The 26,719-nt window shown below is 58.0% G+C and carries 24 protein-coding genes and 1 pseudogene; 15 read left to right on the top strand and 10 right to left on the bottom strand.

Annotated features, from left to right (window positions below):
- Positions 1–126: 126 nt before the first annotated feature.
- A complete protein-coding gene (locus BG841_RS14765; protein ID WP_070058342.1) occupies positions 127–663 on the bottom strand; it encodes a PRC-barrel domain-containing protein in 537 nt (178 codons plus the stop codon).
- A gap of 339 nt (positions 664–1,002) precedes the next feature.
- On the opposite strand from BG841_RS14765, the gene BG841_RS16620 reads away from it, so the two are divergent.
- Positions 1,003–1,257: a Rho termination factor N-terminal domain-containing protein gene (locus tag BG841_RS16620; protein ID WP_074454376.1), complete on the top strand. Its 255-nt coding sequence runs from the start codon at positions 1,003–1,005 to the stop codon at positions 1,255–1,257.
- 402 nt (positions 1,258–1,659) lie between these two features.
- Here BG841_RS16620 and BG841_RS14760 read toward each other — a convergent pair whose 3' ends face one another.
- Complete coding sequence (locus tag BG841_RS14760) at positions 1,660–2,625, bottom strand: AraC family transcriptional regulator (protein WP_070058341.1); 966 nt, start codon at positions 2,623–2,625, stop codon at positions 1,660–1,662.
- Between the two features lie 145 nt (positions 2,626–2,770).
- Between BG841_RS14760 and BG841_RS14755 the strand changes: the two genes are divergently transcribed.
- The gene (locus BG841_RS14755) at positions 2,771–4,120 is read left to right on the top strand and encodes a tetratricopeptide repeat protein (protein WP_070058340.1); all 1,350 of its coding nucleotides are present in this window, start codon (positions 2,771–2,773) and stop codon (positions 4,118–4,120) included.
- A 3-nt stretch (positions 4,121–4,123) separates the two neighbouring features.
- Here the strand turns inward: BG841_RS14755 and BG841_RS17100 are convergent, their stop codons facing one another.
- Positions 4,124–4,279, bottom strand: a complete 156-nt coding sequence (locus tag BG841_RS17100) for a hypothetical protein (RefSeq protein WP_158007622.1) — start codon at positions 4,277–4,279, stop codon at positions 4,124–4,126.
- A gap of 13 nt (positions 4,280–4,292) precedes the next feature.
- Complete coding sequence (locus BG841_RS14750) at positions 4,293–5,009, bottom strand: LysR substrate-binding domain-containing protein (RefSeq protein ID WP_083260276.1); 717 nt, start codon at positions 5,007–5,009, stop codon at positions 4,293–4,295.
- 118 nt (positions 5,010–5,127) lie between these two features.
- On the opposite strand from BG841_RS14750, the gene BG841_RS14745 reads away from it, so the two are divergent.
- From BG841_RS14745 to eutC, 4 genes are all read left to right on the top strand, one after another.
- On the top strand, positions 5,128–5,796 hold the full coding sequence (locus BG841_RS14745; RefSeq protein ID WP_070058339.1) for a glutathione S-transferase family protein: 669 nt from the start codon (positions 5,128–5,130) through the stop codon (positions 5,794–5,796).
- A gap of 2 nt (positions 5,797–5,798) precedes the next feature.
- On the top strand, positions 5,799–6,770 hold the full coding sequence (locus tag BG841_RS14740; RefSeq protein ID WP_070058338.1) for a glutathione S-transferase family protein: 972 nt from the start codon (positions 5,799–5,801) through the stop codon (positions 6,768–6,770).
- Positions 6,771–6,895: 125 nt separating this feature from the next.
- Complete coding sequence (locus tag BG841_RS14735) at positions 6,896–8,305, top strand: ethanolamine ammonia-lyase subunit EutB (RefSeq protein ID WP_070058337.1); 1,410 nt, start codon at positions 6,896–6,898, stop codon at positions 8,303–8,305.
- The gene (gene eutC, locus BG841_RS14730; protein ID WP_070058336.1) at positions 8,302–9,105 is read left to right on the top strand and encodes an ethanolamine ammonia-lyase subunit EutC; all 804 of its coding nucleotides are present in this window, start codon (positions 8,302–8,304) and stop codon (positions 9,103–9,105) included. Before BG841_RS14735 ends, eutC begins: the two co-directional genes overlap by 4 nt.
- Before the next feature lie 5 nt (positions 9,106–9,110).
- On the opposite strand, the gene BG841_RS14725 is transcribed toward eutC, so the two are convergent.
- Entirely contained in the window at positions 9,111–9,650 is a 540-nt protein-coding gene (locus BG841_RS14725) for a manganese efflux pump MntP family protein (protein ID WP_070058335.1), read from the bottom strand.
- 115 nt (positions 9,651–9,765) lie between these two features.
- Here BG841_RS14725 and BG841_RS14720 point away from each other — a divergent pair, with 115 nt between their 5' ends.
- Positions 9,766–11,028: a tyrosine-type recombinase/integrase gene (locus BG841_RS14720; RefSeq protein ID WP_070058334.1), complete on the top strand. Its 1,263-nt coding sequence runs from the start codon at positions 9,766–9,768 to the stop codon at positions 11,026–11,028.
- A gap of 17 nt (positions 11,029–11,045) precedes the next feature.
- Here the strand turns inward: BG841_RS14720 and BG841_RS14715 are convergent, their stop codons facing one another.
- Positions 11,046–11,990: a DUF3179 domain-containing protein gene (locus BG841_RS14715; RefSeq protein WP_083260275.1), complete on the bottom strand. Its 945-nt coding sequence runs from the start codon at positions 11,988–11,990 to the stop codon at positions 11,046–11,048.
- Positions 11,991–12,195: 205 nt separating this feature from the next.
- Here BG841_RS14715 and BG841_RS14710 point away from each other — a divergent pair, with 205 nt between their 5' ends.
- On the top strand, positions 12,196–13,404 hold the full coding sequence (locus BG841_RS14710) for an MFS transporter (protein WP_070058333.1): 1,209 nt from the start codon (positions 12,196–12,198) through the stop codon (positions 13,402–13,404).
- Here BG841_RS14710 and BG841_RS14705 read toward each other — a convergent pair.
- A complete protein-coding gene (locus BG841_RS14705; protein WP_141737110.1) occupies positions 13,394–14,164 on the bottom strand; it encodes a hypothetical protein in 771 nt (256 codons plus the stop codon). The genes BG841_RS14710 and BG841_RS14705 overlap by 11 nt on opposite strands.
- Before the next feature lie 191 nt (positions 14,165–14,355).
- Between BG841_RS14705 and BG841_RS14700 the strand changes: the two genes are divergently transcribed.
- From BG841_RS14700 to BG841_RS14670, 7 genes are all read left to right on the top strand, one after another.
- A complete protein-coding gene (locus BG841_RS14700; protein ID WP_158007621.1) occupies positions 14,356–18,009 on the top strand; it encodes an ATP-binding protein in 3,654 nt (1,217 codons plus the stop codon).
- The gene (locus tag BG841_RS14695; RefSeq protein WP_070058330.1) at positions 17,999–18,646 is read left to right on the top strand and encodes a condensin complex protein MksE; all 648 of its coding nucleotides are present in this window, start codon (positions 17,999–18,001) and stop codon (positions 18,644–18,646) included. The genes BG841_RS14700 and BG841_RS14695 overlap by 11 nt, the downstream gene beginning before the upstream one ends.
- A complete protein-coding gene (locus BG841_RS14690) occupies positions 18,646–19,890 on the top strand; it encodes a hypothetical protein (RefSeq protein ID WP_070058329.1) in 1,245 nt (414 codons plus the stop codon). The genes BG841_RS14695 and BG841_RS14690 overlap by 1 nt, the downstream gene beginning before the upstream one ends.
- Positions 19,883–20,740, top strand: coding sequence for a hypothetical protein (locus BG841_RS14685; RefSeq protein ID WP_070058328.1), 858 nt, complete (start codon positions 19,883–19,885; stop codon positions 20,738–20,740). Before BG841_RS14690 ends, BG841_RS14685 begins: the two co-directional genes overlap by 8 nt.
- Before the next feature lie 438 nt (positions 20,741–21,178).
- A complete protein-coding gene (locus tag BG841_RS14680) occupies positions 21,179–22,147 on the top strand; it encodes a beta-ketoacyl-ACP synthase III (RefSeq protein ID WP_070058327.1) in 969 nt (322 codons plus the stop codon).
- 70 nt (positions 22,148–22,217) lie between these two features.
- Positions 22,218–23,447, top strand: coding sequence for a sulfite oxidase (locus tag BG841_RS14675; protein WP_070058326.1), 1,230 nt, complete (start codon positions 22,218–22,220; stop codon positions 23,445–23,447).
- Positions 23,448–23,459: 12 nt separating this feature from the next.
- A complete protein-coding gene (locus BG841_RS14670; protein ID WP_070058325.1) occupies positions 23,460–23,771 on the top strand; it encodes a c-type cytochrome in 312 nt (103 codons plus the stop codon).
- Between the two features lie 82 nt (positions 23,772–23,853).
- On the opposite strand, the gene BG841_RS14665 is transcribed toward BG841_RS14670, so the two are convergent.
- The 3 genes and pseudogenes from BG841_RS14665 to gorA all read right to left on the bottom strand — a co-directional run bounded on the left by BG841_RS14665 (position 23,854) and on the right by gorA (position 26,719).
- A complete protein-coding gene (locus tag BG841_RS14665) occupies positions 23,854–24,528 on the bottom strand; it encodes a type 1 glutamine amidotransferase domain-containing protein (RefSeq protein ID WP_070058324.1) in 675 nt (224 codons plus the stop codon).
- 25 nt (positions 24,529–24,553) lie between these two features.
- Entirely contained in the window at positions 24,554–25,228 is a 675-nt protein-coding gene (locus BG841_RS14660; protein ID WP_070058864.1) for a hypothetical protein, read from the bottom strand.
- A gap of 130 nt (positions 25,229–25,358) precedes the next feature.
- Positions 25,359–26,719, bottom strand: a pseudogene (gorA, locus tag BG841_RS14655) (glutathione-disulfide reductase).

Below are 26,719 nucleotides of genomic sequence, written 5' to 3'. Positions count from 1 at the left end.
TTCTCGATTAGTTGTAGGGAACCATAAGAACGTCAGTTTCTCGACTAACCGTTGCCTGAACCCTTGACGTCACAAGGCCGGGGAAAGTGCAGGAAGCGCCCTGTGGACACTTCCTGGCGGAGTAGGTTACTTAGTCGCCTCCTTGGCTTCGTCACCCATATTTTCTGCGCCTTGTTTGACGTTATACCAAGCGGAAGAGGTGGCCTGCTTTGTGTTCTCCCAAGCGCTCTCACTGATATCCTTGGTGTTCACCCAAGCGTGCTGCAAGCTTTCCCTCGTCTTATTCCACCAACCCTCGTTGTACTCAGGTAGTTGTTTCAACTCATCCTGCGTCATTTCCATGTGAACTTGATACTCGACGTTGTCGAAGCCAGCGTTTTTGGAGACTGTTTTTACGGTAAACATGCCACGTTCCGCAACAACCTCACCACCGCCTATACCAAGTATCTCGCCGGTCTCGATAACCAGCGAATGCACGGACATATCGTCACTCATCAGAATGTCTTCGACTTCACCGATTTCTTCGCCGCTGCTGTCAAAAACCTTGGCATCCGACAGTTCGTCCATGGAATACAGTCCCTCGGCTGCAACCGCTGAAAGACTCATTGCCATCGCGCCTGCCAGCAGGGAGGCGCCCATTGTGCGAGTAATAAGTTTATGCATTGTCGTACTCCTTCAGAACGTGACTTTTGCGGTCGCCCGTAGCGAAAATTGCACTAAGGACGCTCTTCCAGGTAAACGCGAACAATGCCCGAATCATTGATCCGGAAAACCACGTCGCCTAATAAACTTAGCAATGGCCGGGGCGCGGGCCAAATGACGGTCCGGTAATTCGTTGGCACATTAATTTCGATAGCTCACCGCACCCCAATCGAGTTGGCATAGAAGATGCCCTGATTGTTGTGACCGGCGAGGCCTTTTTGGCGGATAAACCGGCAACATTTTGGGCGCGATACCTGGCGAACCGTTCATCGAACAATGCGAATGTGAAGGTTACCGATTATGGCGAGCAAGTCATCGAAACGCATAAAAGATCCAGAAAGATATGAAGCGCTACGTGAGCAAGGGGCATCCAAAGAAAAAGCTGCACGAATCGCGAATACAGACAGTACCGAAGCTGGCAGGCGTGGTGGTAAAGCTCCACCCTACGAACAATGGAAAAAGACCGAGCTGTACGAAAAGGCCAAAAAACTCGGCATCCAGGGCCGCTCCTCCATGTCCAAAGCACAGCTGATAAACGCGTTGCGTAATCATTGAGGATTTGAACGCGCGTCCAGGCCCACACCCAATGCGTAAAAACGACATGGCAGTGTGTAAGTTTTACATAGTTAGCCTGGGACTTTATCGAGAAGGATTGAACGTGAGCGTCTTGCACGACCCACGGAATCTGTACCCAAAGCCTGATTTCCCCGCACAGCAACAACCCCTACCCGGCCAGGAGCGTACAATGGAACCGCTCGCCGATCACGGTGAAAGCTCTTATAAAGGTTCCGAGAAGCTTAATTGCGAACTTTACGTTAGCACTTGCTGAAGACGCCATTGCGCAAGGTGTAAGAGTTAACGGGGTCGTCCCCGGCGCAGCCTGCTGAGCTGGCACCGATTTATGTATTTCTCGCCTCGGCAGCTGTCAGCTACGTGGTTGGAGAAATATACGAGGTTTCAGAGACTTCTCTGCGCGCTGTCCCTTCGCCAGGTGGCGGGGGGCACACCGAACTCCCGCTTGAAGGCGCGGCTGAATGCTGCTTCCGTTTCGTAGCCAATATCTGTGGCTATGCGGATGATGGAATCGTTGGAATTGACCAGCCGCGCCGACGCCTGCTCTAGGCGTTGCTGAGCGAGATAATGCATGGGCGGCTCTCCCAGCGCACGGGTGAAATGCTCCGCAAAGGCCGAACGTGACAAGCCTACCTCCCTGGCCAGAGTTTCGGTGGTCCAGCGGCGCCCTAACTGGCTGTGCAGCAAGCTGAGTGCCTGGCAAACATAGGGGTCGCGGACAGCTCCGTCCGGATTGCCAGCGTCCGGTGGCAACGTCAGCAGATAACGGCGTACCGCTTCAAAAAACAACAATTCTGCCAGTCTGGCCAGAATCAACGGCGAGCTGATCGCGTTGTAGTCAAGGTCCTCTGCCGCAAAACGAAAACTGCTTTCTATCCAGCCGCCCGCTCGCCCGTCAGCTACGTTGATTTTCATCACTCTGGGTAACAAAGCGATGGCCGCACTGTGGGGTGTGTTGTTACCCAGGAATCCGCACAGAATTCGGGTGCGCTCGCCGCCACCGCCGTGGCAGATGCGTGCCAGGCCGTGATCAGGTCCCCTCTGCAGGAGTTGCTCCGGGTTTACCGGTTTGCCGGTCAGGGCGCTTGCCAGGAGGTGTTCATCGTTGCGCGGAAGCAGAACAATCTCACCGCGCTTTACCACCACGGGAGGTTGGTCAGGGACGCTGAGAAACAAACGCCCTTCGGTCACGTAATGATAGGCGATGAGATGGCGGGGCACGGGCGTAAAAGGGGCACAGTCTTCGGGCTCTACCCGGGCCGCAATACACCAGGGTGCGGTGAATTCTGCATCAAGAAACACCGCGCCCGTCAGGCGTATGTCCCGCAGCATGTCCAGTGATATAGCCATTGCCGCTGGCCTCTGAAAAAAGGCGGATCGGATAAGAAAACCGGCGCCTTGCACATAGTCTGTTTGCCCGTGCCCACCTAATCTTAGCATTGTAATCACCCGAATCGACATGGGCTCGACCCATGAACTTCAGGGAGCAAACGAGATGATGTATGACCAACAAGGTAACCGTCTGCCCGGTGCAAATTCAGAGGCAGCATCCTGTTACATTCAGGCGGTCGAAGCCTTCAATCTGTATACCGGCGACCCGGTCGCCCTGCTCGACAAGGCCGTTCAAGCCGCGCCGGAATTCACCATGGCCCACATTCTTAAAGCGCATTTGTTCGCCGTGGCGACAGAGCCTGACGCCATGGAGGTCGCCCGTAATACGGTCCGCCAATTGAAAGATAAGCGGGTGTCCGAGCAGGAAGCGTCGCACCTGGCCGCGCTGGAACTGGTGTCCGCCGGTCAGTGGACCAAGGCGGCCATTGCTCTGGAACACCACAACATGCGGTACCCGCTTGATCTGGTGGCCTTGCAGTCGGGCCATTTGCTGGATTTTTACCGCGCCAGCGCACGTAGCCTGCGGGACCGCATCGCCCGCGTGTTACCCAAGTGGTCAGAGAACATACCCGGATACTCCATTTTACTGGGAATGCACGCCTTCGGTCTGGAAGAAACCGGCGACTACAGCAAGGCTGAAGACGTCGGGCGTCGTGCTCTGGCGTCACAGCCGCTGGATTGCTGGGCGCACCACGCAGTAACCCATGTAATGGAAATGCAGGGCCGACCAACGGAAGGCCTGGCCTGGGCAACAGAGCGGGAACCCTATTGGGCTGCGGAAAACAATTTTTTCAAAGTTCACAACTGGTGGCACCGGGCACTGTTTCATCTGGAACTGGGTCAGCATTCGGAAGCACTGGCTATTTATGACGAAGCCATCCGCAGGGGGGAAAGCACCGTTGCCCTGGACCTGGTTGATGCCTCTGCCCTGCTCTGGCGGCTGCACTTGAGTCAGGTGGACCTGGGGCCGCGGTGGCAGGAGTTGGCGAAATGCTGGCAGGAGCATGCCGACGGGCGCACCTACACCTTTAATGACTGGCACGCCGCCATGGCCTATCTGGGGGCTGGCCACACCCAAGCGGTAGACCGCCTGCTCGCGACAATGCAGGAAACGCTCGTGGAAGAACCCGGTGGCAGCGAGATGTCGGAATGGACACAACGGACAGCCTTGCCATTGGTGCGTGGGTTCACGGCCTTCTGGCGCGGGGACTACTGGGCTGCGGTGGAACAACTGTTCAGCGCGCGCCCCATAGCCAACACTTTCGGCGGCAGCCACGCACAGCGCGATATCATTGACCTGACGCTGATCGAAGCAGCGCTGCGAGGTGGGGTGACGCACGTCGCCGAGGCCTTGAGTCACGAGCGGCTGGCGTTGAAGCCGCACAGCCCGGTGAACCGCAGTTTTCTGGCTCGTAGCCAAGAGGTGGGTGGCACCGGTAATCACGCCGCGTGAGCGTTATCTGCGCCCTTCGAACAGGGGTTTGAGCGCGGCGAGCTCTTCATAAAGGTAAACCATGAGTGCGCGAATGCGCGCCACACGTCGCAGGTCCGGATGGGTGAGCAGCCAAAGCCCTACCTTCAACTCCGCCAAGGGCTCGTGCACGCGCACCAACGTGCTTCTCCCCTCAACCAAAAAAACAGGGGAGCGGCGCGAGACCGGCCCCGCCTTCCGCAAGCGCGACCAGACCAACCAGGCTGTTGCACCGCTGCACGGGTTGCACCGAGGGGAGTTCGCGGCGCAACCAGCGCGAGGATCGCAGGTGCGCCAGACTCTCGTCCGGTGCCAGCCAGTCGTGCTCGGCAAGCAAGTCGAGCGCCGGTGCCCCCTCAAGATAATGGGGTGACCCATAAACGGCCGTGGCAATCTCGGCAATCTTCCGTCCGACCAGAGTCTCAGGCGGATCGGCCGTGGGCCGTAAGGCAATATCGGCATCGCGCCGGGTGAGACTCAGGAACGGATTGCCGGTGGTAACCTCAAGTCGAATGGCCGGGTATCGCCGGCGAAAGCCTGCCAGTACCGGGCCCAGCACTCCGGTGAGCAGGGTATCGGTCGTGGTGAGCCGCACGGTACCGCCGGGGCGCTGATCACGCCCGGCGAGTCGTCGTTCCAACTCATCCACCTCGATACCCAACCGCTCCGCGCTCGCAGCTGCCTCTTCGCCGGCCGCCGTCAGCGCAAGACCTTCCCGGTGCCGCTCGAACAGACGCACCCCCAGGTTTCGCTCAATGCGGCCCAGCCGGCGAAACACCGTCGAGTGGTTCACCCCCAGTGCCCCGGCCGCGCCGGCGAGCGTACCGGTTGCAGCGAGCGCACGGATGTAGCGCAAATCGTCCCAGTCCATCTCATTGCACCATTGCAATACTCGAGTGTAAGTATGCCTATTCCGCTTGCGTGGAAGCAATTATAAGATGATCTCCGTACGCGATACTCCCCTCGCTCGAACTGCGGAGGTTTGTGCCATGTCCAGACTGCAGCTTATCAGCCACCATCTTTGCCCCTATGTCCAGCGCGCTGTTATCACGCTGTCCGAGAAAGCCATTGACCACGAGCGTATCTACATCGATTTGGCCGACAAGCCGACCTGGTTCCAAACCCTCTCGCCTCTGGGGCGGGTGCCCGTGCTGCGCATCGGGGCGGCGGTGCTGTTCGAGTCTGCGGTCATTTGCGAGTACCTCGATGAATCCACGCCTGGATGGCTGCATCCGCAAGACGCTTTGGAGCGTGCCAGGCATCGCGCATGGATCGAATTCGCATCCGCCACTCTCGACGGAATTGCGGGCTTCTACAACGCAACGGAGGCGGACGCCTTCGCGAACCGCCTGGCAACGCTGCATGACCGTTTTGGCCGGCTCGAAGATCAACTCGGCACCGGCCCGTATTTCGCCGGCGCCCGCTTTCACCTGGTCGATGCTGCTTGGGCTCCGGTGTTTCGCTACCTGGACACCTTCGACGCGGCGGGCGGATTTGGCTTGCTCGACGGACTCGTCCGGGTCCCCGCCTACCGGTTGGCCCTGGCAGAGCGTGCTTCGGTGCGCAATGCCGTAACGACAGATTATCCGGAGCGCTTGTACGACTTCCTGCTGCACCGCAACAGCCATCTTGCGGGATTGCTTCGGGGAGCGGCCTAGCCATGGCTCGCATACGCGCCTTGATCGACGGCCGCTGGCATCCAGCGCTGACGAACGAAAGCCCACAGGTGGCACAATTGCGCGACCATCCGACGCGATACCGCGGCTGGATCAGCGCCAGCGGCGCGGCGGGACCGGATGGCCGGCCAACATGGCCGGCGGAGCCGGGCCGCTACCATCTTTACGTCTCCTATGCCTGTCCCTGGGCGCACCGGACTATTCTCTACCGGCGGCTGAAACGGCTGGAGCGCGTGGTGTCCATGTCCGTGCTGCACCCGCGGATGGCTGGCCCTCATTCGTGGACTTTTGCGGACAGCCCGTTCAGCACCCGCGATCACCTGTATGGCTGCGATTACCTGCACCAGATCTACACACGCGGCGACCCGCGGGCGACCACGGTTGTCACCGTGCCAATGCTCTGGGATCGCGCCACCCATACCATCGTGAACCGGGAGTCCGGGGACATTATCCGTATTTTGGAGAGCGCATTTGACGCCTGGGGGGATGCGGGGGTGCACTTCCGGCCACCGGCGTTGCGGCCTGAGATCGAACGGCTCAACGCCTTCCTTATTCCAAGGGTCTGCACGGGCGTCTACCGCGTCGGTTTCGCGCCCGACCAGGCGACCTATGATCACGAGCTGGCTCGGCTCACGGAGGCTCTCGCTGCGCTGGAACAGCGGCTAGCGAGGCGGCGCTGGCTGCTCGGCGATACGCTGACCGAGTGCGACTGGCATCTGTTCGCGACACTTGTGCGCTTCGATGCGGCCTACGTCGGAGCCTTACGTTGCGGTCGGTCCCACTTGAGCGAGTATCCGGCGCTCGCCGACCACACCCGGCGGCTGTATGAATTCCCCGGGGTAGCCGAAACCGTGGATTTCGAGGCCATTCGACTGCACTACCTCGATGACCATCCTGAAATCCTTCGTTCGATTGTGCCCCCGGCGCACCCGGGCAGCAGTGCGCTCGGTTCATAACGGTGTCGCCCTGGCGGTGCCGGGTGACCGGACCGGGCCGCTTGCTCACTGTCGAATTGGCATATACTGAAGGTTTATTTGCTCTGTTCGGCAACTGCAGACCGTGGTTTGCAAAGGAGACCCGGATGGCAAGCTATTCCCACAGCATCGGTGCGGTGACCTACCGCTTCGCCGACCTGAAAGAGTTGATGGCCAAGGCCAGCCCCGCCCGCTCCGGGGACTTTCTGGCAGAGATTGCAGCGGGTAACGACAGCGAGCGCGTCGCGGCACAAATGGCCCTTGCGGACGTTGAGCTCAGCCGTTTCCTGGAGGAGCCGTTGGTTCCCTATGAAATCGATGAAGTAACGCGCCTGATTATCGATACCCACGACAAAGCCGCATTTGCCCCCGTCAGCCATCTGACCGTGGGTGGGTTTCGCGACTGGTTACTCAGCGACTCCGCCGACGGACGGAGCCTGCGGTCACTGGCGCCGGGGCTGACGCCGGAGATGGCCGCCGCCGTAACGAAAATCATGCGCGTGCAGGATCTGATCCTGGTGGCGCAGAAAATCCGTGTGGTGACCAGATTCCGCAATTCCCTGGGCCTGCCCGGCCGCCTTTCGACCCGCTTGCAGCCCAACCACCCCACCGACGACCCGGTGGGGATTGCGGCGAGCATTCTTGACGGACTGCTCTATGGCAACGGCGACGCGGTGATCGGGATCAACCCGGCCACCGACAGCACCGCGTCAATCTGCGCCCTGCTGGAAATGCTCGACGCGGTGATCCAGCGTTATGAAATTCCCACCCAGTCCTGCGTGTTGACCCACGTCACCACTTCCATTGAGGCGATCAACCGCGGTGTGCCACTGGATCTGGTGTTCCAGTCGATTGCCGGCACCGAGGCCGCCAATGCCAGCTTCGGGGTGAGTTTGGAGATCTTGCAAGAAGGTTACCAAGCAGGGCTGTCATTAAACCGGGGCAGTTTGGGGCAGAACCTTATGTACTTCGAGACCGGTCAGGGCAGCGCGCTGTCCGCCAACGCCCACCACGGCCTGGACCAGCAAACCTGCGAAGCCCGGGCCTACGGAGTGGCGAGACATTTTAACCCATTGTTGGTTAATACCGTGGTGGGTTTCATCGGCCCGGAGTATCTGTACAACGGCAAACAGATCATCCGTGCGGGTCTCGAAGATCATTTTTGCGGGAAATTACTGGGCGTACCCATGGGGTGTGATATTTGCTACACCAACCATGCGGAGGCCGACCAGGATGACATGGACACCCTGTTGACGCTGCTGGGTGTGGCCGGCGTCAACTTTATTATGGGCATTCCCGGTTCAGACGACGTCATGCTCAACTACCAGACCACCTCGTTTCACGACGCCCTCTATGCCCGCAAGACCCTGGGCCTGAAACCCGCACCGGAATTCGAGCAGTGGCTGGCGAAAATGGGGATCTTCACCCAGACTGACGGGCAAATTCACTTTGGCGATACCCTGCCACCGGCGTTTCGCCAGGCGCTGACGCAACTGGAACGAGCGAACACCTCATGAACAAACCGACCACCGGCAACCCGAGCCCATGGCAGCGGCTGCGCAACCTGAGCCCGGCCCGCATCGCTCTGGGACGCTCGGGCATCAGTCTGCCTACCAACGCGCAGCTGAACTTTCAGGCTGCCCATGCCCAGGCGCGGGATGCTGTGCACTTGCCGTTTGAAGCCGCCGGGCTCAGTGACCAATTGGCAAAACACGGGCGTGCCAGCCTGGTGTTGCACAGCGCTGCCAGTGACCGCCACAATTTCCTGCTGCGCCCCGATCTGGGACGCCGGCTGAGCGACGCGTCGGTTGATCTGCTGTGCAAGTACCGTAGCGGCAATCCAGGGGGTTGCGAACTTGCGATCGTGGTGGCTGATGGTCTGTCCGCCCTGGCGGTGCACCGCCATGCCCTGCCCCTGCTGAAGTGCCTCGAACCTCAGATTCAGGCGGAAGGCTGGAGCCAGTCGCCCGTGGTACTGGTCAGCCAGGGCCGGGTGGCCGTGGCCGACGAGATCGCTGAACGACTCGGCGCACGCATGGCGATCATCCTGATTGGTGAACGCCCCGGCTTGAGTTCACCGGACAGCCTGGGGGTGTACTTCACCTACGCACCCAGAGTCGGTTTGACCGATGCTTACCGCAACTGCATCTCCAATGTGCGTTCCGAAGGCCTGAGCTACCCAATGGCCAGCCATCGCTTACTGTTCCTAATGCGCGAGGCCTGTCGCCGGAAACTCTCGGGGATTGCTTTGAAGGATGAAACTGAAGTGCCGCAGATGACAAACACAGCACGGGGCGAGAACTTCCTGCTTGGGTGACGGGCTTAAAACAGCAGTATTTTAAAACCGATCACGATCAGAACCACGCCACCGAGCAGTTCCGCCTTGCTCTCCAGCCAGGTGCCACTCTTGTCGCCGACAAAGACCCCGGCCCAGCTGAATATTGAAGTGGTCAGGCCGATGATGGCGCAGGCAACGAACGGGTTGACGGCCAAAAGGGTCAAGGTGAATCCGGCGGCCAGCGCATCAATGCTGGTGGCTATGGCGAGGATCAGCATCACTTTGTGAGTGATTTGGGCAATGTCTTCCTCAATGCCCTCTGCCACGGATTCGTAGATCATTTTCCCGCCAACCAGCATCAACAGCCCAAATGCGACCCACTGTGCGTAGCCCTCCACCCAGCCGAGAACGCCACGGCCACCCAGATAACCGATCAAAGGCATGATGCCCTGAAACAGGCCAAAATAGACTGCGGCCTGTAAAGGTAAGGCGCGGGTGACCTTTGCCTGCTTGGAGCCAAGACCAATTGATACAGCAAACGCGTCCATACTGAGTGCTAACGCCAATATCAATACTTCCGTCATTCAGCGGTCTCCTTCCATTGTTCGTCTGACTTTTTTGAGGCGGTTCGGTAAGCTCAGGGCGGCGAGTTTAACATCATGTGGTCTTTCATCCGCCCGCTTACCATCAAGGAGTAACGTGTCCAGATCATTTACCGGTCATCCGCTTTTCGATACCGCAAAGTACCTTGAAGATCTTGCCGATTTTCACCTGCACCCTTCGATACCCCGGTTTCTTGAGTCTCTGCCCCAACCGACAGAGACGATCCGTGAGGATTACGAAATCAGCCGCCAATTTTTGCTCAGGTATGCGGATGTGTCGGGCACGTTCACCCGTTTCCGCAGCGAAGTGCAGCGTTTTCTAAATTACCTTTGGGTCACCGCCAAGCGCACCCTGGCCCGGACCGACTCGGACGTGGTGTCCGCCTACTTCCGGACACTGAAAAACCCGCCCAAATCCTGGATCAACCGGGGGGTGTTTGCGGCGTTTACCAACTCCGGCGCCCTGCGGACAGCCAATCCGGACTGGCGGCCGTTTGCCCTGCGGGCGACCGACGACAAGGCGGTCTACAGTGCCAGCCAGGCCAGCCTTAACGCCAGCCGCACCGCCCTGCAAACCTTCTTCAAGTTTCTGGTATCGCAGCAATACCTGCTGTCCAACCCGCTGGATGAAGTACGTAAGCGCGACCGCAAGGCCAAACCGCAGTTGGCCAAAGACGTAGAAGCCGACGTGCGACGTCTGACCGACTGGCAATGGGCCTTTCTGCTGGAAAGCCTCACCGAAGCGGCCGCGCAAGACCCCAGGTACGAACGTCACCTGTTCGTGGTGGTCATTATGAAGTCGCTGTTTTTGCGGGTCGGAGAGCTGGCGCCTCGCCCCCTGGAAGACGGTGCGGAACGTATTCCGGTGTTCGGTGATTTCCGGCGCCGGGTCATTCAGGGGGAAGAATACTGGTCTTACTTCGTGTTTGGTAAGGGGGACAAAGCCCGCTCAGTCACTTTGCCGGACGCCTGCCTCCCTTACCTGCGGCGCTGGCGTGCTCACCTCGGACTGCCGGGTGCCATGCCCGAACAAGGTGAGCGCAACCCCATACTGCCGTCCAGCCGCGGCAGAGGGTTGGGCAAGCGCCAGATACAGCGCGTTTACGAACAGGCCATCATGGTCGCAGTGACCCGCATGCGGGATCAGGGTTATCTGGATGAAGCCAGTCAACTCGAAGCGATCAAATCCGAAACCCATTACCTGCGCCATACCGGCGCAAGCCAGGCGATTGAATCCGGTGCGGATATCCGCCACATCAGCGAAGAACTGGGGCACGCCAGTGCGGCCTTCACCGAGTCGGTGTATGTGAATTCGGATCAGGCCCGCAGACGCTTCGAGGGACGGGAACGGCAAATTTAACCATAACCGGACCGGCCTTAATCGGCTTCAAAAATCAGGGTTTCCGGATGGAAGGTGTACCAGGCAAACCAGAAGGCCCGGGTAGCCGGCAACAGCGTACCCGCCTGATTTCTGAGCTCGGCCGATGGCGTGGCCGGGTCGTAATGCAGCGTAACGGTTTTACCGCCGACACTGTCGGTGAGTACGCCTTCGTGCTTGGCCAGTTCCGGGAACGGCCAGGCCTTGCTCTGGCCATTGTGGGTCCATCCCAGCACCCAGGTTTTAGGGTGGTATTTGCGACTGGTATGGGTGACCGGAAAGTACAAACGCTCGGAGTGATCGTACCCCCCGTAGGGCGACAGGCGATAATTGCGCCTGTACCCGGTGTCTGTCGACATAACCTGGCCGCTGTCACCGGTCCGTGCCAGCCAGCTTTGCCAGCGTTCGTGGCGGATGGCCACCCGGTCAAGCGTCGCTCCCACCAGCGGGCCGGCGATCGCCCTGGCCTCGATCTGGGACCACAGCGATTCCGTCTGATCGTCGTACATCAGCAAGTCGCTGTTATACAACAACCCAGATACACCAAACGTCAGTAACTGACCATCGACCACGGGATCAAACGCAATGCCGGTACCGCATAGTGGGCAAAAGGTAATCAGCACCGGCTGACCGTCCACACGGTGATTGACGATTTCATGCCAATTGAGAATACCCACCGGAAACGCAAAAGACTGGCCGTGCTGATCGTAGGTAAGCATCAGGTCGCCGCTGCGCCAGCGCTGGGGAACAGCTTCCGCGCGCTCGAATTTCGGACTGTTAATGGCCGGTATGCCGTCACGGGGTGGTCCACCAGGGAGGATTTCATCGACGGGTACCGAAGCGTTGCTCAAGTCAAACCCGTTTTTTTGTTGCCCGTTTACCGACAGCGAAAACACCAACAGCATCAGCAGCCCTGCCGTCCGGCAACCGTTCAAGCGAATCATTGTTCACCTCCCGACGCAGCCAAATAACGTCACACAGACCTTGCCAATTATTGATAGACACGCGTGGCTTGCATTTGTTACGGATTGGCGGCGCTCTCGCCGCTGTTGCGCACATTCACCCGTACAACTTCTTATATGTAGGTTCCTCATCAACCTTGAGAATGCGCGGTTCGTAATCCACACCGTCTTAAGGGTCCGACACGCCATGTCTACACCTGCTGCCTCGGGCGCACCAACCAGCGCCATGTTGATCATTTTTTCGCTTGCCATGGGGGGCTTCGCCATTGGCACCGGCGAATTTGCCATCATGGGGCTGATGCCCAATGTGGCCCGGGATCTGGGCATCACCGAACCGCAGGTGGGGCACCTGATCAGCGCCTACGCCCTGGGCGTGGTGGTGGGTGCCCCCCTGCTGGCGGTGTTTGGCGCGCGTTTGTTACGCAAGCACCTGCTGATTGCACTGATGGGTTTCTATGCAGTTGGCAACCTCGCCAGCGCCCTCGCACCCAGTTACGACACCCTGCTGGCTTATCGGTTCATTGCCGGGTTACCCCACGGGGCCTATTTTGGGGTCGCGGCGCTGGTGGCGGCGTCGTTGGTACCGGCCGGGCAGCGTGCCACAGCGGTTAGCCTGGTGATGATGGGGCTGGCGCTGGCCTTGTTGTTCGGCAACCCATTGGCCACCCTGCTCGGCCAACACATTGATTGGCGTTACGCGTTCTGGTTTGTGGGGGGAGTGGCTACGCTCACCACTGCGCTGATTGGTTTTACACTGCCACTGAATCGGGACGAGCCCCGTCACAGTGCGTTCCATGAGTTACGTGCCTTCAACCGGCGGGAAATCTGGTATCCATTAGCCATTGGCTCAATCGGCTTTGCCGGCATGTTTTGTGTGTTCAGCTACCTGGCGCCTACTTTGTTGCACGTCACCGGGGCTGATCCGCTGTGGATTCCGGTGGCGCTGTTTGTGTTTGGCCTGGGAGGTTTTGCGGGCAACATCCTCGGCGGCTGGCTGTTTGACCGTATGAATTTTCAGAGTGTGGGCTGGATTTTGTTGTGGGCAGCTGCCATGTTGATGCTGTTTCCACTGGCCGCTGGTACTTTGGGGCCACTGTTGCTGATCTGTTTTCTGGTGGCCCTTATGGTGGCGTTGGGGCCCGCCCTGCAAACCCATTTAATGGATGTCGCCCGCGACGCGCAGACCCTGGCGGCGGCGTCCCACCATGGGGCGTTCAATCTGGCCAACGCACTTGGACCCTGGTTAGGCGGTATGGCCATCAATGCGGGTCTGGGGTGGCAGGTCACCGGTTACGTCGGCGCCGCGACCGCCCTTGCCGGCCTGTTGGTGTTTTTTGTTGCCTGGAAGCAGCAACCCGATAACGAAGCTGCGGCGGGCTCGCAACTTACCCTATAATCCGCCCGGTGACCGGCGCGGCAAAGCCCAGCTCACCACGATACAATATGTTGCCCATGCCCATAACAACGTGGTCGATGTCGTGGTCTACCACGCCATCCGGGTCGACCAGGTCGGGGTGGTGGCGGAGCGTAAGCAACGAGCTCAGCAGTGCCCCCAGATGCACCAGCAAGTCGACGGAACTCAGGTCATTGGATGCGTCCAGCGTCTGTTCCCGGGCGTGGGCTTTGGCGTCTTTCACGATGCAGGCCTGATGCGGGTTCAGTGACTCGGTGGCAATTTTCATCAGCGCACCGTAACACTGCTCGCGCTCCAGCCGGATCGCTTCCATGCAGATGTCTTCATCTTTATGGGATGGCGATTCTTCACGGGCCAGACCGGCGAGATGAAAATCAAGATCACCCTGTTCCAGGCGCTTCTTGTACTCGCTCTGCACCTCTTGCCGGGCTTGCGGTAAAAAATTCTGGATGGCCTGCTCTTTCGCCCGCAGCAATTCTTCCCGGGATAGCTCGCCCACCACCAGGGTCATGAGTCTTGCCCGCTCGAGCAACGCAGGCCACACTTTTGGGTCAATGTCTTCCGGGGACGCCGGTAACGATTGCATGATTGAAGCAGTCTGAAAATAGAAATTGGTGACCTCTTGCTCGCTGAGGCCTGTTTGCATGGCAATCTTTCGCAGTCCCAGTTTTTTCATGTCCTGTAACAACCCCGGGACCAGCAACAGCACGTAATGTCGGGCTCCAGCAGAGGGCGCGGTCATAAGCAATCCTCGCCTCGCAACGATTCGAGGCCTAATTCAAAGGTAGCAGAAGATATGGCGCTCAGCGAAACAGGCAAATCCGTTGTATCATGTGCGCTTTTCATGGTCGGCAACAAAGGCATCTAATGGAACGCTACGGTCTCGAACAAATCATCCTTCACCACAGTTTCAAGCAAGTCAGCGGACGAACGGTGAGCATTCCATGCAACACACGCACCCATCTGGGCGGTGAAAACGGCGCCGGGAAAACCTCCACCCTCGCTCTGATTCCGGCCTTTTACGGGCAGGAGCATGACCGGCTGATCAACCGCGGCTCTGGCAAACTGTCGTTTCTGGAGTATTACCTGCCGACGCCCCAGAGCCTGATCATTTTCGAATACCGGCGCGACGACGGCCTCTGCTGCGCGGTCATGTATCGCCACCAAACCACCGACACCAGCCAGATCCGGTATCGTTTCGTTAAAGGTGCCGCGGCCGCCACCTTTTTCTCCGACAACATAAAAGTGCTGATGAGCTCCGGCACCAGTGCCGGCGATGTTATCAACGCCATCGCAGACACCGGCATTTCAGTATCCGGTCCGATTCGCACCATCAAGGATTACCGCGCCATCATTCAGCGCAATCCCCGTCTGTTATCCCAAAAGGCCGCCGAGGCCCGAAAAATGCGGGCGCTGGCGGCAGAGTTCGGTCTGGGTACGGCCAACTCCAACATGTCCCACATCGAAAAGCTCACCAATGTGGTACTGAACAAAAGCCAGTTGATGAGCAGTTTCAAGGAAATGATCTGTGATACCCAGTTTGACCACATCCATCTGCACCAGCGCCCGAATGCCATCGACAGTCGTGGCCTGATCAACGACATCAGCAGCGTCAGTGATTTTGAAAAAGAAACCGACAAAATGCGCGAATGCCTGGTGCTGGATGGCCAGCGGCAGGCCAACGACAACCACATTCGGAGTCTCGGTCACGCCCTGACTGCAACTGTGGCGCTTGAAGAAGAGCGTCTGAGTGCCCTGCGACAGGAAATCCGAGATACCGAAAACGAAATCATCCGCTTGCAAGACGCCCATGAGGACAGCCAGAGCGCGCTGAAACGGGCCATTGCCGACGCCCGCATTGATCTGGAAAAAACCGAGGCTGATTACGACGACCTGCACAGCCAGCGGGAGCGTTACGACCAGTCCGGCACCCCGGAGCTGGCCCGCAAGGCCGACAATCTGGCCATACTGCGGGCGAACGAGGCCGAAGCGAAGATCGAGTACGAACGATTGAGTGGCCAGCAAAACGAAATACGCGAGCAGCACGAAGCTGAGAAACGCCGCCTGCAAGACGAACACCACCAGCGTCGGGGGATGCTTCTGGAAGAGATCGCCAAAGCCGAAAAGCGTTTGGCCGAGGCCGAACAGAAGCACGAACGAACCGTGTTGACCGAGCAGGCAAATCTAGGCAATAAGATTGCCGAATTCAGAGAGTCCCGTCAGGCTGGCCGGGAACTGTTGCAGAATCGGGTAATCGAGCTGGAAACCGTGATCAACAATATCGGCCCCAGCCAGCACCAGGTTGAGCAGCAGGAACTGGCCGAAGCCAAAGTGGCCCAGGCCCACGGGGCACGAGACAAAACCCGCGAAGACATTGAGCAGTGTGGCCACAAACTGAGGCTGGCGGCCCAGGCCCGACAAGACGCTCTGGACGCACTGAAAGATGCCGAAGCCGTGCACCGGATCAGACTCGAAAACCGGGACGAACTCCGCCGGATTATGCATCCGGAAGACGGCTCCTGGTTGTCGCAGCTCCGTCAGCAGGACCCTCAGTGGGCCACAAAGCTGGGCAAGGTCGTTCGCCCTGACCTGCTGTACCGGAAAGACCTGGCTCCGGAATATCAGGCCAGCGCCGCGGTACCATCCCTGTACGGCTGGGTGTTGCAGCTCGAGGGTGAACCGGCTCCGCAACACGCCTTGGCCGAAGACGAATTGCAGCGCCGCTTGCAGACTCTGGATGAAGAAGTCAGCGTCGCCAAACACGCGGTTACAGCTATTGAGAAAGACGTCAAAACCTCGACCGAGCAGCTCCAGGATCGTGAGCGCGAGCTGGAACAGGTGAAGATTGCCCTTAACAGCCACGACCGTAATCTGAAGGCGGCGCAAAGCGAGTTGCAACTTATCAGCGATCGCATCCGCAAGGCCGTCGATGACACCCTGACAAAAGCCCGGACTGAACTCGAGTCCAAAACCCGTGATTTGGCCGCCTATACGGTTGCGACTGATGAGGGCGTTGCGGAAATCACCCGTGACCATCAGGCCCTGTTGCTGGAGTTGAAATCCCACTGGGCAGACAGTCAGCAAAATCTGACGGTTGACCTGGAGGCCCGCACCCAGAGCAAAATCGAGGCAGACGAGCAACACCGGCAGAGACTGGCCAGGCTCGAGGATGCCTATGAACAGGCCTGCCGCGACACCGGCATTGACCCGCAACTGATCAGCGATGCGCGCAAGCGACTGGCATCATTGCAGGCTGAAATCAAAAGCATCACCGACAATCTGGATGAGATCGACCGGTTCAAACGCTGGCAACAGGTGCAGTGGCCGCGGATCGAAGAGTTGCAGGCACGCATTGCCAGCCTGAAAGGCTCACTGGGCCAGTTGCTCGGTGAGCAGCGGGAGCACGAGCGTGTGCACAAAGCGGCCGTGGAGGCATTGCGGGACAAGCGAAGCTACTGTCAGAACCAGTCACGCGACCTGGACAGCGGCTTAGGTTTGGCTCGTAACTTATTGGAAAAAATAGATTTAGGCGAGTCAGACGGTGCAGCTCCGGGGGATCTGGAGATGCTGACCAACGACCTTCAGGAACGCCTGGCGGCGCAGCACAAGTTACGTGGACAGGTGCTGAAAATGTTCCGCGACGCCAAGGCCATCATCAATCGCTACGACAGTTCCCAGATAGCCATGGCCTGGAAGAAGCGCACCCGTGAGCGACAAATCATGCGGGGTTATGACGCCAGCATCGAAGGTACCGAAGCTTTTGACCTCGAGCAGGTTTCGGACATTCGCGGCTTGTTGGATGTGGAGATTCCCATGTTGCGGCAAACCCTGGTGGGTAACTTTATCAGTGAGGCCAGCCGGTTTGAAAACTATTACGGCAGTCTGCGCGTCGTAGTGGCAGAAGTTGAGGCCGTGTCCCGCAAACTGGGCCGCCAGATCAATCTAGATCAACGCATCGAGTCCTTGTCGGACATCCGTATCAGACTGACCCCGAGAATCCACGACGATGAGGCCTGGGAGCCCCTCAAGGCGTTTGTAAAAGAGTGGGAAGACTGGAAACTGCTGAACCGCAACGAACTGCCCCCGCTGGACCTGCTGCGTCTGTTCAGGGCGGTCGACGATGGCCTGCGGGCAGCCCACGCCGGTACCAGCATCGCATCGCTGATCGATATGACCATAGAGATGCGGGAGAACGACCGGGATGTCATCATTCGCACCGATAACGACTTCGCCTCGGCCAGCTCCACCGGCCTGACCTATCTGGCTATTATGGCGATCTTCATGTCCATGACCCGCTACCTGTGCCCGGACCAGTCTGTACGCATTACCTGGCCGGTAGACGAACTGGGGACCCTCAGCGAGAACAATATCGCCCGGCTTGCGGATATGCTGGAGCAGCATAACCTCACCATGATATCCGCCTGCCCGACCCTTGACAGCGGCCTGCGAAAATTCTTTGAGAACAAATTCCGGATCCACAAGGGCCGTATTCAGGAATTTGTGGCCACACCGACACCCGCAACCAGCGGTATCCGTGAATATTTGATGAGCCAGACCCAAGAGGAGGCACCCACCCATGCCGGCTAACTCCGCACCTGGAAACACACTGTTTGAACAAGTGGTTACCGCCCTTCTTGAAGGTGAAATCTTGTGCTCGATCCGTTACGAATCGCTGTACAACTACCTCATGATCCCGGGTAACGTGGACAAGGTGAATGAGTTTCTGAGTCGTCTGAACCGCCGGGCACGGATGACCGGAAGCCAGGACGCCTGGTTGTGTGCGTACATTGATCTGGACACACCGGGGGCCCGCGACTCGGTGCGTCACCAGTTCAGCGAAGTCGCCAACCACCTGGAAGCGCTGGTGGGCTGGCTGCGGCTGAGCCGCAATGCCGGCACCCACGATCGCCCGTTGATTCCCGGCGATTATCTGTCGGAGGCCGACCTGCTGAAAAAAATAGAACAGGCGCCGGATCTGGCACAGAACCTGGCCACAATCACCGAACGGGGCCTGTTCAAAAGCCAGAACTCCACCGCGAAGGGCCAGTTGGGTCACATCATGACACGGCTGGTGGAGCACGGTTATCTGGAGCGCCAGAGTGGCACCGGTACCGTCTATAAGGCCACCGGCAAGTGGAGTTGGCTCTACGACGTGATGGGCTTTATCCAACAACATGAACAGCTGGAAACCGAATCCGAAGACGTTCAGATGAGTATGCACTGATGGCCCAGAAAGACGATGCCCGAGCGGCCCTTAAAGCATTGGCCAATTACGCTGACCCGATCATCGATGCTTACCTCGGCAACGGCAATTGCCTGGACGATAGCGACGCCAACAGTACGGTGATCAGATCCCTCAACAGGCATCGCTTGCTGTGGCGCCTGGATGAGACCGAAGGGTTTCAGCTCAAAAACCCGGTGATCCGGTTGCTGGACCAGGTGACTCAGTCGTATCGCCGGCAAATGGCCAACGAACACATCGCCGAGCTGTGGAAGCAGCTGCAGGATCGTTTTGAGGATTACCAGGAAACCCTGCGCACCGGAGCTTACCGGGATCGCGACCGTCTGGAGCAGGAAATTCGTGAATTGATGCACGAAATAATGGACGACATGGCGACCGCCACCAGTGGTTTTTTTGCGTACATCAACAGCGGGTTCTCCTATGTAACTGACCCTGCGCTGCGCATTCGGGAAAACGAAAAAGTCATTCAGCAGGCCGGCAACCTCAACCAACTGTTCGACACCTTCAGGATTGAAGACCTGGTGGAATATGCGGGCCAGAACACTTTCCTGAAGCGTCTGTTGCTGAAGCATTTGCAGGCAGAGTTGGAAAAATCCCAGACAACCCTCGCCTTCGCATTGAATCAACTGCGCAAGATGCTGGTTCGCCTGCGGGAGGATCAGCGGCTGAACCGCATGCTGGGCGCACTGCACGCTCACTTTGCCAACAACCCGGGTTACCTGCCGTCCATCGACGATCTGACCCTGGATCGATGTCCGGACGCCCTGAATCAAAGTCGGCCCATGGCCTTAGTGGCGTACAACGACCTGACCGATTTTCGTCAGGACGAAATCGCCGCAGAAATCGCAGCGAGTATCCGTCGTGACCGGCCCCGCTCACCGGACACCGATATCGGGTTTGAAGCAGTTGAGATCACTCAGGATCTGGACAGTGAAAGCATCGAAGAGGTCAGTGACCCCATGGACCTGGCGGTGGACGAACTGCTCGAAACCCTGACCACCGGCGAAATGACCGGCCTGGTAATCAGCGCCCGCAAGATCAAGCGTGCGCACCTACCCGATCTCGATCCGGTCATCTGGCTGCACTCTATAGCGGCCGGTGTGGATTCTCTGTCTGCAACCAGCCGAAACAAGCTCGACGTTGAATTTGTCGGCGTCCGCAGCGAGCTTTACGAGGGCAATGACCAGATCCACGACATTATTCTGCGTCAGCGTTCCCATGAATAGAAAACATTACAACGCCATCCGCGCCCTGATCGTTAGAGAAGCAAAACATGTAAAACGTGGGGCCATCTGGACGGAAATTGTTGATGTCACAGGCATTGGTGCGCGGCGAGGACATAATTACGAATTTACCGAGGATGACATCGAACGTTTACGCCAGCACTGCGTGCGCACCCTGGGTCTGGATCCGTACGTTGATGGGCAGCAAGCCGATCGCTTATCGCAGGTTGAGTTAACGGCCGATGAAAAATTGGCCCGCGGATCAGTCTTCGGACAAAGTTTGCTGCTTGCCACAACCGGGAACGCCACCTTGCCGCTTGCTTCTGGCGACTTCAAGCTGCCGCCCTTTGCTTTTCTAGGGGTAACTCAGGATGTTATCAGAACAGACGAACTAGCTGACCGTAACCTGGTGGTGATCGAAAACGGTAGTCTGATGACTCAGCCCCACCGCATCACATTGCCCTATCCCTGGAACGACGCCGTGTTAGTTTACAGAGGGCACGGTGATGACGCTAAATTAGCGAATGCCCTTGCACGGGCGCAACCGGCGGATAGATTAGCGTTGTTTTTCGATTTTGATCCGGCTGGCATTGAGATGGCACTTACCTTCGGTCGCGGTTCCATCATCCTTCCGAAAACCTGGCAAAACCTCTCGGAAAGTACCACGATCAACAAGCGGGTCAGTTTTTACGAGCAACACAAACAGCTCCTTCGAGCTCTCCGTCTTGCCAAAAGCCCTGAACTGACGAGCATACTTGGTCACGTCCAGCAGGAGAAACTGGCCATTACCCAGGAAGCACTGGTGGTCCACCAGGTTGAACTGACGGCCCTCGCGAACCAACCAATTGCATAGACGAGCCGGATGTCTCCGACGACATAAATTATTTGTCCGTAATTCCGGATTCCGGCGCCCTCCTGCCCTCGTAGCAAGAAGCGTATATTCCGGTGGTTCACGTCAAACCGATTGTTGCAGGCTGGCGCCCGAGATATAAAAAACAATCACGTATGTTGGTATATTATAAGATTGGGCGCGCAACCCCTATTTGCATGTTGGTATATTGTTGGTGTTGAATCCGGGCTGGAATAGCCAGCACCAGCATCCGACGCTGGCACTCACTGGCCGCCTTCGATAGTGAAATCCGAGCGGCGAGTTCGCCTCCTTACCGAATGGTCGCCCTTGGCGGGTTTTTCCAACGCCCGACAAACAGCTAATAACTCTGAGCCCCTATTCGATATAGGATAGGATACTATTGTCATTAATATACTTAGCTGCGCCCGAGGCGAATTACCCATGACTTACGCTCGAATTACTGGCACCGGCTCTTACCTGCCTGAAAATATTGTGACTAATCACGACCTGGAAAAGATGGTGGATACCACCGACCAATGGATTCGTGAGCGTACCGGCATTGAGCAACGGCATATTGCGATTGAAGGGGAAACCACCGTTGATCTGGCGGAGGAAGCGTCCCGCCGTGCTATTGAGGCGGCCGGAATCCGGGCGGAAGACATTGATCTGATTGTATTTGCCACCTCAACGCCCAACAAGATTTTCCCCAGCTCTGCCTGCATTCTGCAAGCTCGACTGGGCATACAGGGCTCCCCCGCTTTTGACATTCAGGCGGTGTGCAGTGGGTTTGTTTATGCCTTGGCGACCGCTGAAAAATTCGTCAAAACCGGCACCAGCAAAAAAGCTCTGGTCGTCGGCGCCGAGGTGTTCTCACGGATACTGGACTGGGACGACCGCACCACTTGTGTATTGTTTGGCGATGGCGCCGGAGCGGTCATTCTGGAAGCGGATGAAGAAACCGGGATATTGTCCACTCACCTGCACGCGGATGGTCGTTATGAAGAGCTCCTGCATGTACCAGGCGGCATTGCGGATCGCTACGACCTGGTCAAGGCCGGCAACGCCTTTGTCGAAATGAAGGGCAATGAAGTGTTCAAGATGGCCGTTAACACCCTTGGCAAGATTGTGGACGAAACCCTGGAGGCCAACCAGATGGACAAATCTGAGGTGGACTGGCTGGTGCCTCATCAGGCCAACCTGCGCATCATTGCAGCGACCGCCAGAAAATTGAGCATGTCCATGGAGCAGGTAGTCGTCACCGTCAACAAGCACGGTAACACCTCTGCGGCCTCTATTCCCCTCGCGCTTGACGTCGCGGTCCGTGATGGGCGCATTCAACGAAATCAAGTGGTTTTACTGGAGGCCTTTGGCGGTGGTTTCACCTGGGGCTCTGCCCTGCTCCGCTTTTAATGTATAATATCAAGCAAATAGCCAATCTGCCGTGTGATGCAGCCGAAGAAAAAAACAGAGGGTAGGATTTATGGTTAAGCCTGTTAAGAACAATATAGAAAACTCCAACGCGTCAGAGCCGCAGAACTTCAGTCGTCGCCGTTTGCTCGTTGGTAGTGCCGGGGCATTAGCGTCAGTCAGTCTGTTGGGTATGGTGCCGCTGGCCAAGGCCGCACAAGCCAGAACCTTGCCCGATTACGCCAAATGGAAAGAACAGACCGCGCTGATCGTCCACAGCGCTAACACCATGGAGACCGAAAGGGGCGCGATTGGCAGTGGTGTAGTAACGCCCAGCTCACGTTTGTACGTGCGTAACAATCTGCCAGCGCCCAGTGAAGACATTGTCACCAACGCCGATGCCTGGGAGGTTTCTTTTGAGGGTGTGAAAAACCCGAAATCTTTCACTCTCGCAGAGTTGAAGACCATGGGGGTCGAGTCCGTAGCCGCTGTCTTGCAGTGTTCAGGTAATGGTCGTGCGTTTTTCCCCCACGGCCCGGGTGGTACCCAGTGGAAAACCGGTGCTGCAGGATGCGTTGTCTGGACGGGTGTTCCGCTGAAGAACGTACTGGACTCTCTGGGCGGCGCCAATGCAGAAGCCAAGTACATCACCGGCACAGGTGGCGAAGAGCTGCCGGCGGGTCTGGACCCTAAATCGTTGGTTGTTGAGCGTTCTGTACCGCTGGCCGCTCTCGAGCAGGCACTGCTGGCGTGGGAAATGAACGACGAACCCCTGCCCCTGAGTCATGGTGGCCCGGTGCGCCTCGTGATTCCCGGGTACTACGGCGTAAACAACGTAAAATACGTCAAGACTATTGCCTTTACCGAGAAGCAGACTGAAGCAAAAATTCAGGCTTCCGGGTACCGTGTCCGGGATGTGGGTGTTAAAGGCGCGCCCGACCAGCCTTCCATGTGGGAAATGCCGGTTAAATCCTGGGTAACGGCCCCGCTCGAAACAACCCACAAGGGTCGTAACCTGATTTATGGCGTTGCCTTTGGCGGCGTGAACGATGTGGCCAAAGTGGAAGTGTCCACGGATGACGGCAAAACCTGGAAAGACGCCCGCTTCCTTGGCCCAGACCTGGGACCCTACGCATGGAGGCCTTTCGTCCTGGCAGCCGATCTGCCAGCCGGAGAGCACCGTATCGTCAGCCGCGCAACGGACAGCAAAGGCAATGTACAACCCGCCGAGCGGATTGAAAATGAACGTGGTTACGGCAACACCAGCTGGAAAGACCACGGTGTTACTGTAACCGTTGCGTAAGGATTCTGGTATATGAGAGTTTTTGTAGTCGCTGCCGTTTTGTCCATGGGTACAACGTTTGCCAGTGCAGATGATCTGTACGATACCGGCAAAAAGCTGTTTTCCGAGCAGGCCATGCCTTCGTGCACGATCTGCCACACGCTGAACGACGCCGGCTCGGCCGGTGCCGTTGGTCCTGATCTGGACGAGCTGAAGCCGTCGGAAGATCAGGTGTTCAATGCACTGAACGGCGGTGTGGGTATCATGCCCGATTACTCAGCAAGCTTGAGTGAAGAACAAATGAAAGCGGTTGCTCATTACGTGGCAAAAGCGACTGGTCAGTAAGAAGTGGATGACTGCACCGCCCCGCGGTGCAGTCCTTGCCAAGCCAATTTTTTTCCAGATCCCGCCGATCAGACTGTCCGGTTCAATTCAGCAATGCCAATAACGCCTTGGCGGCGTCTTCCGAGGAGGCAGGGTTTTGCCCGGTTACCAGGTGACCATCGGTGACCACGTAACTGGCCCAGTCATCCCCACAGGAATACTTCCCGCCCCTTTCTTTGAGCATGTCCTCGACCAAAAATGGAACCACTTCGGTCAATTCGACTGCGGCCTCTTCCGAGTTGCTGAAGCCGGTCACGGCCTTGCCTGCCACCAAAGCCTTACCGTCGATTTTGGTGTGACGGAATACTCCCGGGGCATGGCAGACGGCGCCCACGGGTTTCTGCGCCTTGTAAAACGCTTCGATCAGGGCGATGGATGTTTTGTCCTCCGCCAGATCCCACAAAGGCCCGTGTCCCCCCGGATAGAAAATAGCGCAGTAATCGGTGGCATTGACCGTGCTTAGCACGCGGGTGACGGACAAGGCTTTTTGCGCAACCGGGTCCTGATTAAAGCGCTCGGTGGCCGCCGTCCGGGCGTCATCGGTCTGGCTGTTCGGGTCAACAGGCGGCTGTCCACCCATGGGTGAAGCCAGGGTTACCTTCATGCCTGCGTCTTTGAACACGTAATACGGGGCGGCAAACTCTTCGAGCCAAAACCCGGTGTTGTTACCTGTCTCACCCAATTGATCGTGAGAGGTTAATACCATCAATATATTCATGTGGCGGTCTCCATTGCAGTGAAACCTAGCCCCCACCGCCCATACCACCAAACAGCATGGTAAGGATGACGAGCGCCGCTATCCAGCCGATTACCGCGGGCCAGAAATTAATCAGCTGGGGCTTGTCGAGCTCCTGGTCAGTTGGTGATTCACTCTGCGCCCCCCCGGGTTGTATGTCCGGAACCGTGGGCGTCGCTGACGCACCGGCCAGCTCAGGCCAGCCGAACCAGTTGCCCAGTGCATGGGCCACCGGCGCGGCCAGCTGCCCATTGCGCGCCATGGGGCGCACTCGCGGCTCCAGACTGTCGGCAATGGCCCCCTTGATCGGGGCATCCTCCGCCGGTGGTTCGGTGAGAATGGCGCCCCATATGTCCGGATCATTGCGACGGCCATCATCGTTCAACAGCGCTTCAATCTGGATGACCACTTCCCGCACCACCTGTTGCTCCCGAGTCGACAGGGCAACCGGGGCCGTCTGCCGCTCCGGCGCCTGTTGGGGGGCGGGCTGCTGATGCTGTTCATCCTGGCGGGGTGCCGGTGTGGGCGCTTCATAACCCGCTTCCACCAAGGCGTCACGGTAGGCTTCGTCCAAGCGTGCGCTGTCATCGCTGGATACAAATTTAGCCTGTTGTTGGTAGGCTTCGTCAATCGAGGCACGATTTCGGGTGGGCTCGATGCCCAACACATCCCAGCAGTTCATCAGCTGCGGTTCTCCAATTAATAAATGGCTGTTCAGGCGGCGCAACACGCGGGGCAACACTGACCGGTGACCGGTAATGACGCCGTATCCAGGCCAGCGCCCCCGCAGGCGGCATGCGGCTCTGGAGTCGTTAACGCACCGGCTGGCGCATGGTAACAAACTCTTCAGCGGCTGTCGGGTGAATCCCCAGGGTGCTGTCAAACTGCGCCTTGGTGGCTCCTGCCTTCATGGCAACTCCAAGTCCCTGGGTGATTTCACCCGCGTCAGTACCCACCATGTGGGCACCGAGCACCACATCGCTGTCCTTATCAACCACCAGCTTCATCATGCAGCGCTCTTCGCTGCCACTCAACGTATGCTTCATGGGCCTGAATTCAGACATGAAGATGCTCACGGAGTGCCCCGCGGCGATTGCTTCTGCTTCGGTCAGGCCTACGGTACCGATATTAGGCTGGCAGAACACAGCGGTGGGAATATGACGGTAATCCATTTCACCCTGGCCATCACCAAACAACCGGCGAGTCAGTACCATCGCCTGGGCAAGGGCCACCGGAGTCAGTTGGGGCGTGCCAATGACGTCGCCCAACGCCCGGATAGATGGCACCGAGGTCTGAAAATATTCATCCACCTTGATGTGCCCGGAGTCGGTGAACTCCACCCCGAGCTCTTCCAGTCCCAGTCCATCCACCAGCGCCCGGCGCCCGGTGGCACCCATAACCAGACCGGTCTGCATGGTGGTGCCGTCAGACAGTTCCAGTTGATACTGGTCGCCGTCAGTCCGGACAGAAGTCAGGGTCACACCAAACTTGAGATCGACGCCCTTCTTGCGCATTTCGGCCGCCGTGAACACCCGCACATCGTCATCGAACCCGCGCAGGAACAGATCGCCCCGATAGACCAGCGTGGTTTCCACACCCAGGCCGGCAAGAATGCCCGCGAACTCGACTGCGATGTAACCGCCTCCCCAGATGACCGCCTGTTTGGGCAATTGCGGCAAAAAAACATTTCATTGGAGGTCACGATGTGTTCGCTGCCGGGTATTTCCGGTATAACCGGCCAGCTGCCGGTGGCAATGGTGATGTGTTTGGCGCGGTATTGTTTACCGGCGACCTCGACCGTATTGGCGTCTGCCAGGGACGCGGTGCCTTCAATGATGGTGACGCCGGCATTGCCCAGGAGGTTCCCGTAAATGCCATTGAGGCGTTCAATCTCGGTGTTCTTGTTTGCAACCAGTGTCGGCCAGTCAAACTTTACCTGCTCTGAAGGCAGATTCCAGCCATAGCCGGCAGCGCCTTCCAACTCGTCGATGACACTGGCTCCGTACACGAACAGCTTCTTGGGTACACAGCCAACGTTGACACAAGTGCCGCCCAGATAGCGGGACTCAACGACTGCAACCCGGGCACCCGCCTGCGCCGCCATACGCGACAAACGGACCCCGCCGGAACCGGCTCCAATTACGATCAGATCAAAATCCTGGCTTTCAGACAC

Source organism: Marinobacter sp. X15-166B, from assembly GCF_001752365.1.
In the GTDB taxonomy this organism is placed as follows: domain Bacteria; phylum Pseudomonadota; class Gammaproteobacteria; order Pseudomonadales; family Oleiphilaceae; genus Marinobacter.
The sequence above is the reverse complement of the archived record's forward strand: the minus strand, read 5'-3'. Positions and strand labels throughout refer to the sequence as shown.

What these genes read in the sequence shown, in the direction of transcription:
- BG841_RS14765 (WP_070058342.1), bottom strand. Translation starts at nt 663, where the DNA reads ATGCATAAACTTATTACTCGCACAATGGGCGCCTCCCTGCTGGCAGGC.
- BG841_RS16620 (WP_074454376.1), top strand. Translation starts at nt 1,003, where the DNA reads ATGGCGAGCAAGTCATCGAAACGCATAAAAGATCCAGAAAGATATGAA.
- BG841_RS14760 (WP_070058341.1), bottom strand. Translation starts at nt 2,625, where the DNA reads ATGGCTATATCACTGGACATGCTGCGGGACATACGCCTGACGGGCGCG.
- BG841_RS14755 (WP_070058340.1), top strand. Translation starts at nt 2,771, where the DNA reads ATGATGTATGACCAACAAGGTAACCGTCTGCCCGGTGCAAATTCAGAG.
- BG841_RS14750 (WP_083260276.1), bottom strand. Translation starts at nt 5,009, where the DNA reads ATGGACTGGGACGATTTGCGCTACATCCGTGCGCTCGCTGCAACCGGT.
- BG841_RS14745 (WP_070058339.1), top strand. Translation starts at nt 5,128, where the DNA reads ATGTCCAGACTGCAGCTTATCAGCCACCATCTTTGCCCCTATGTCCAG.
- BG841_RS14740 (WP_070058338.1), top strand. Translation starts at nt 5,799, where the DNA reads ATGGCTCGCATACGCGCCTTGATCGACGGCCGCTGGCATCCAGCGCTG.
- BG841_RS14735 (WP_070058337.1), top strand. Translation starts at nt 6,896, where the DNA reads ATGGCAAGCTATTCCCACAGCATCGGTGCGGTGACCTACCGCTTCGCC.
- eutC (WP_070058336.1), top strand. Translation starts at nt 8,302, where the DNA reads ATGAACAAACCGACCACCGGCAACCCGAGCCCATGGCAGCGGCTGCGC.
- BG841_RS14725 (WP_070058335.1), bottom strand. Translation starts at nt 9,650, where the DNA reads ATGACGGAAGTATTGATATTGGCGTTAGCACTCAGTATGGACGCGTTT.
- BG841_RS14715 (WP_083260275.1), bottom strand. Translation starts at nt 11,990, where the DNA reads ATGATTCGCTTGAACGGTTGCCGGACGGCAGGGCTGCTGATGCTGTTG.
- BG841_RS14710 (WP_070058333.1), top strand. Translation starts at nt 12,196, where the DNA reads ATGTCTACACCTGCTGCCTCGGGCGCACCAACCAGCGCCATGTTGATC.
- BG841_RS14705 (WP_141737110.1), bottom strand. Translation starts at nt 14,164, where the DNA reads ATGACCGCGCCCTCTGCTGGAGCCCGACATTACGTGCTGTTGCTGGTC.
- BG841_RS14695 (WP_070058330.1), top strand. Translation starts at nt 17,999, where the DNA reads ATGCCGGCTAACTCCGCACCTGGAAACACACTGTTTGAACAAGTGGTT.
- BG841_RS14690 (WP_070058329.1), top strand. Translation starts at nt 18,646, where the DNA reads ATGGCCCAGAAAGACGATGCCCGAGCGGCCCTTAAAGCATTGGCCAAT.
- BG841_RS14685 (WP_070058328.1), top strand. Translation starts at nt 19,883, where the DNA reads ATGAATAGAAAACATTACAACGCCATCCGCGCCCTGATCGTTAGAGAA.
- BG841_RS14680 (WP_070058327.1), top strand. Translation starts at nt 21,179, where the DNA reads ATGACTTACGCTCGAATTACTGGCACCGGCTCTTACCTGCCTGAAAAT.
- BG841_RS14675 (WP_070058326.1), top strand. Translation starts at nt 22,218, where the DNA reads ATGGTTAAGCCTGTTAAGAACAATATAGAAAACTCCAACGCGTCAGAG.
- BG841_RS14670 (WP_070058325.1), top strand. Translation starts at nt 23,460, where the DNA reads ATGAGAGTTTTTGTAGTCGCTGCCGTTTTGTCCATGGGTACAACGTTT.
- BG841_RS14665 (WP_070058324.1), bottom strand. Translation starts at nt 24,528, where the DNA reads ATGAATATATTGATGGTATTAACCTCTCACGATCAATTGGGTGAGACA.
- BG841_RS14660 (WP_070058864.1), bottom strand. Translation starts at nt 25,228, where the DNA reads ATGAACTGCTGGGATGTGTTGGGCATCGAGCCCACCCGAAATCGTGCC.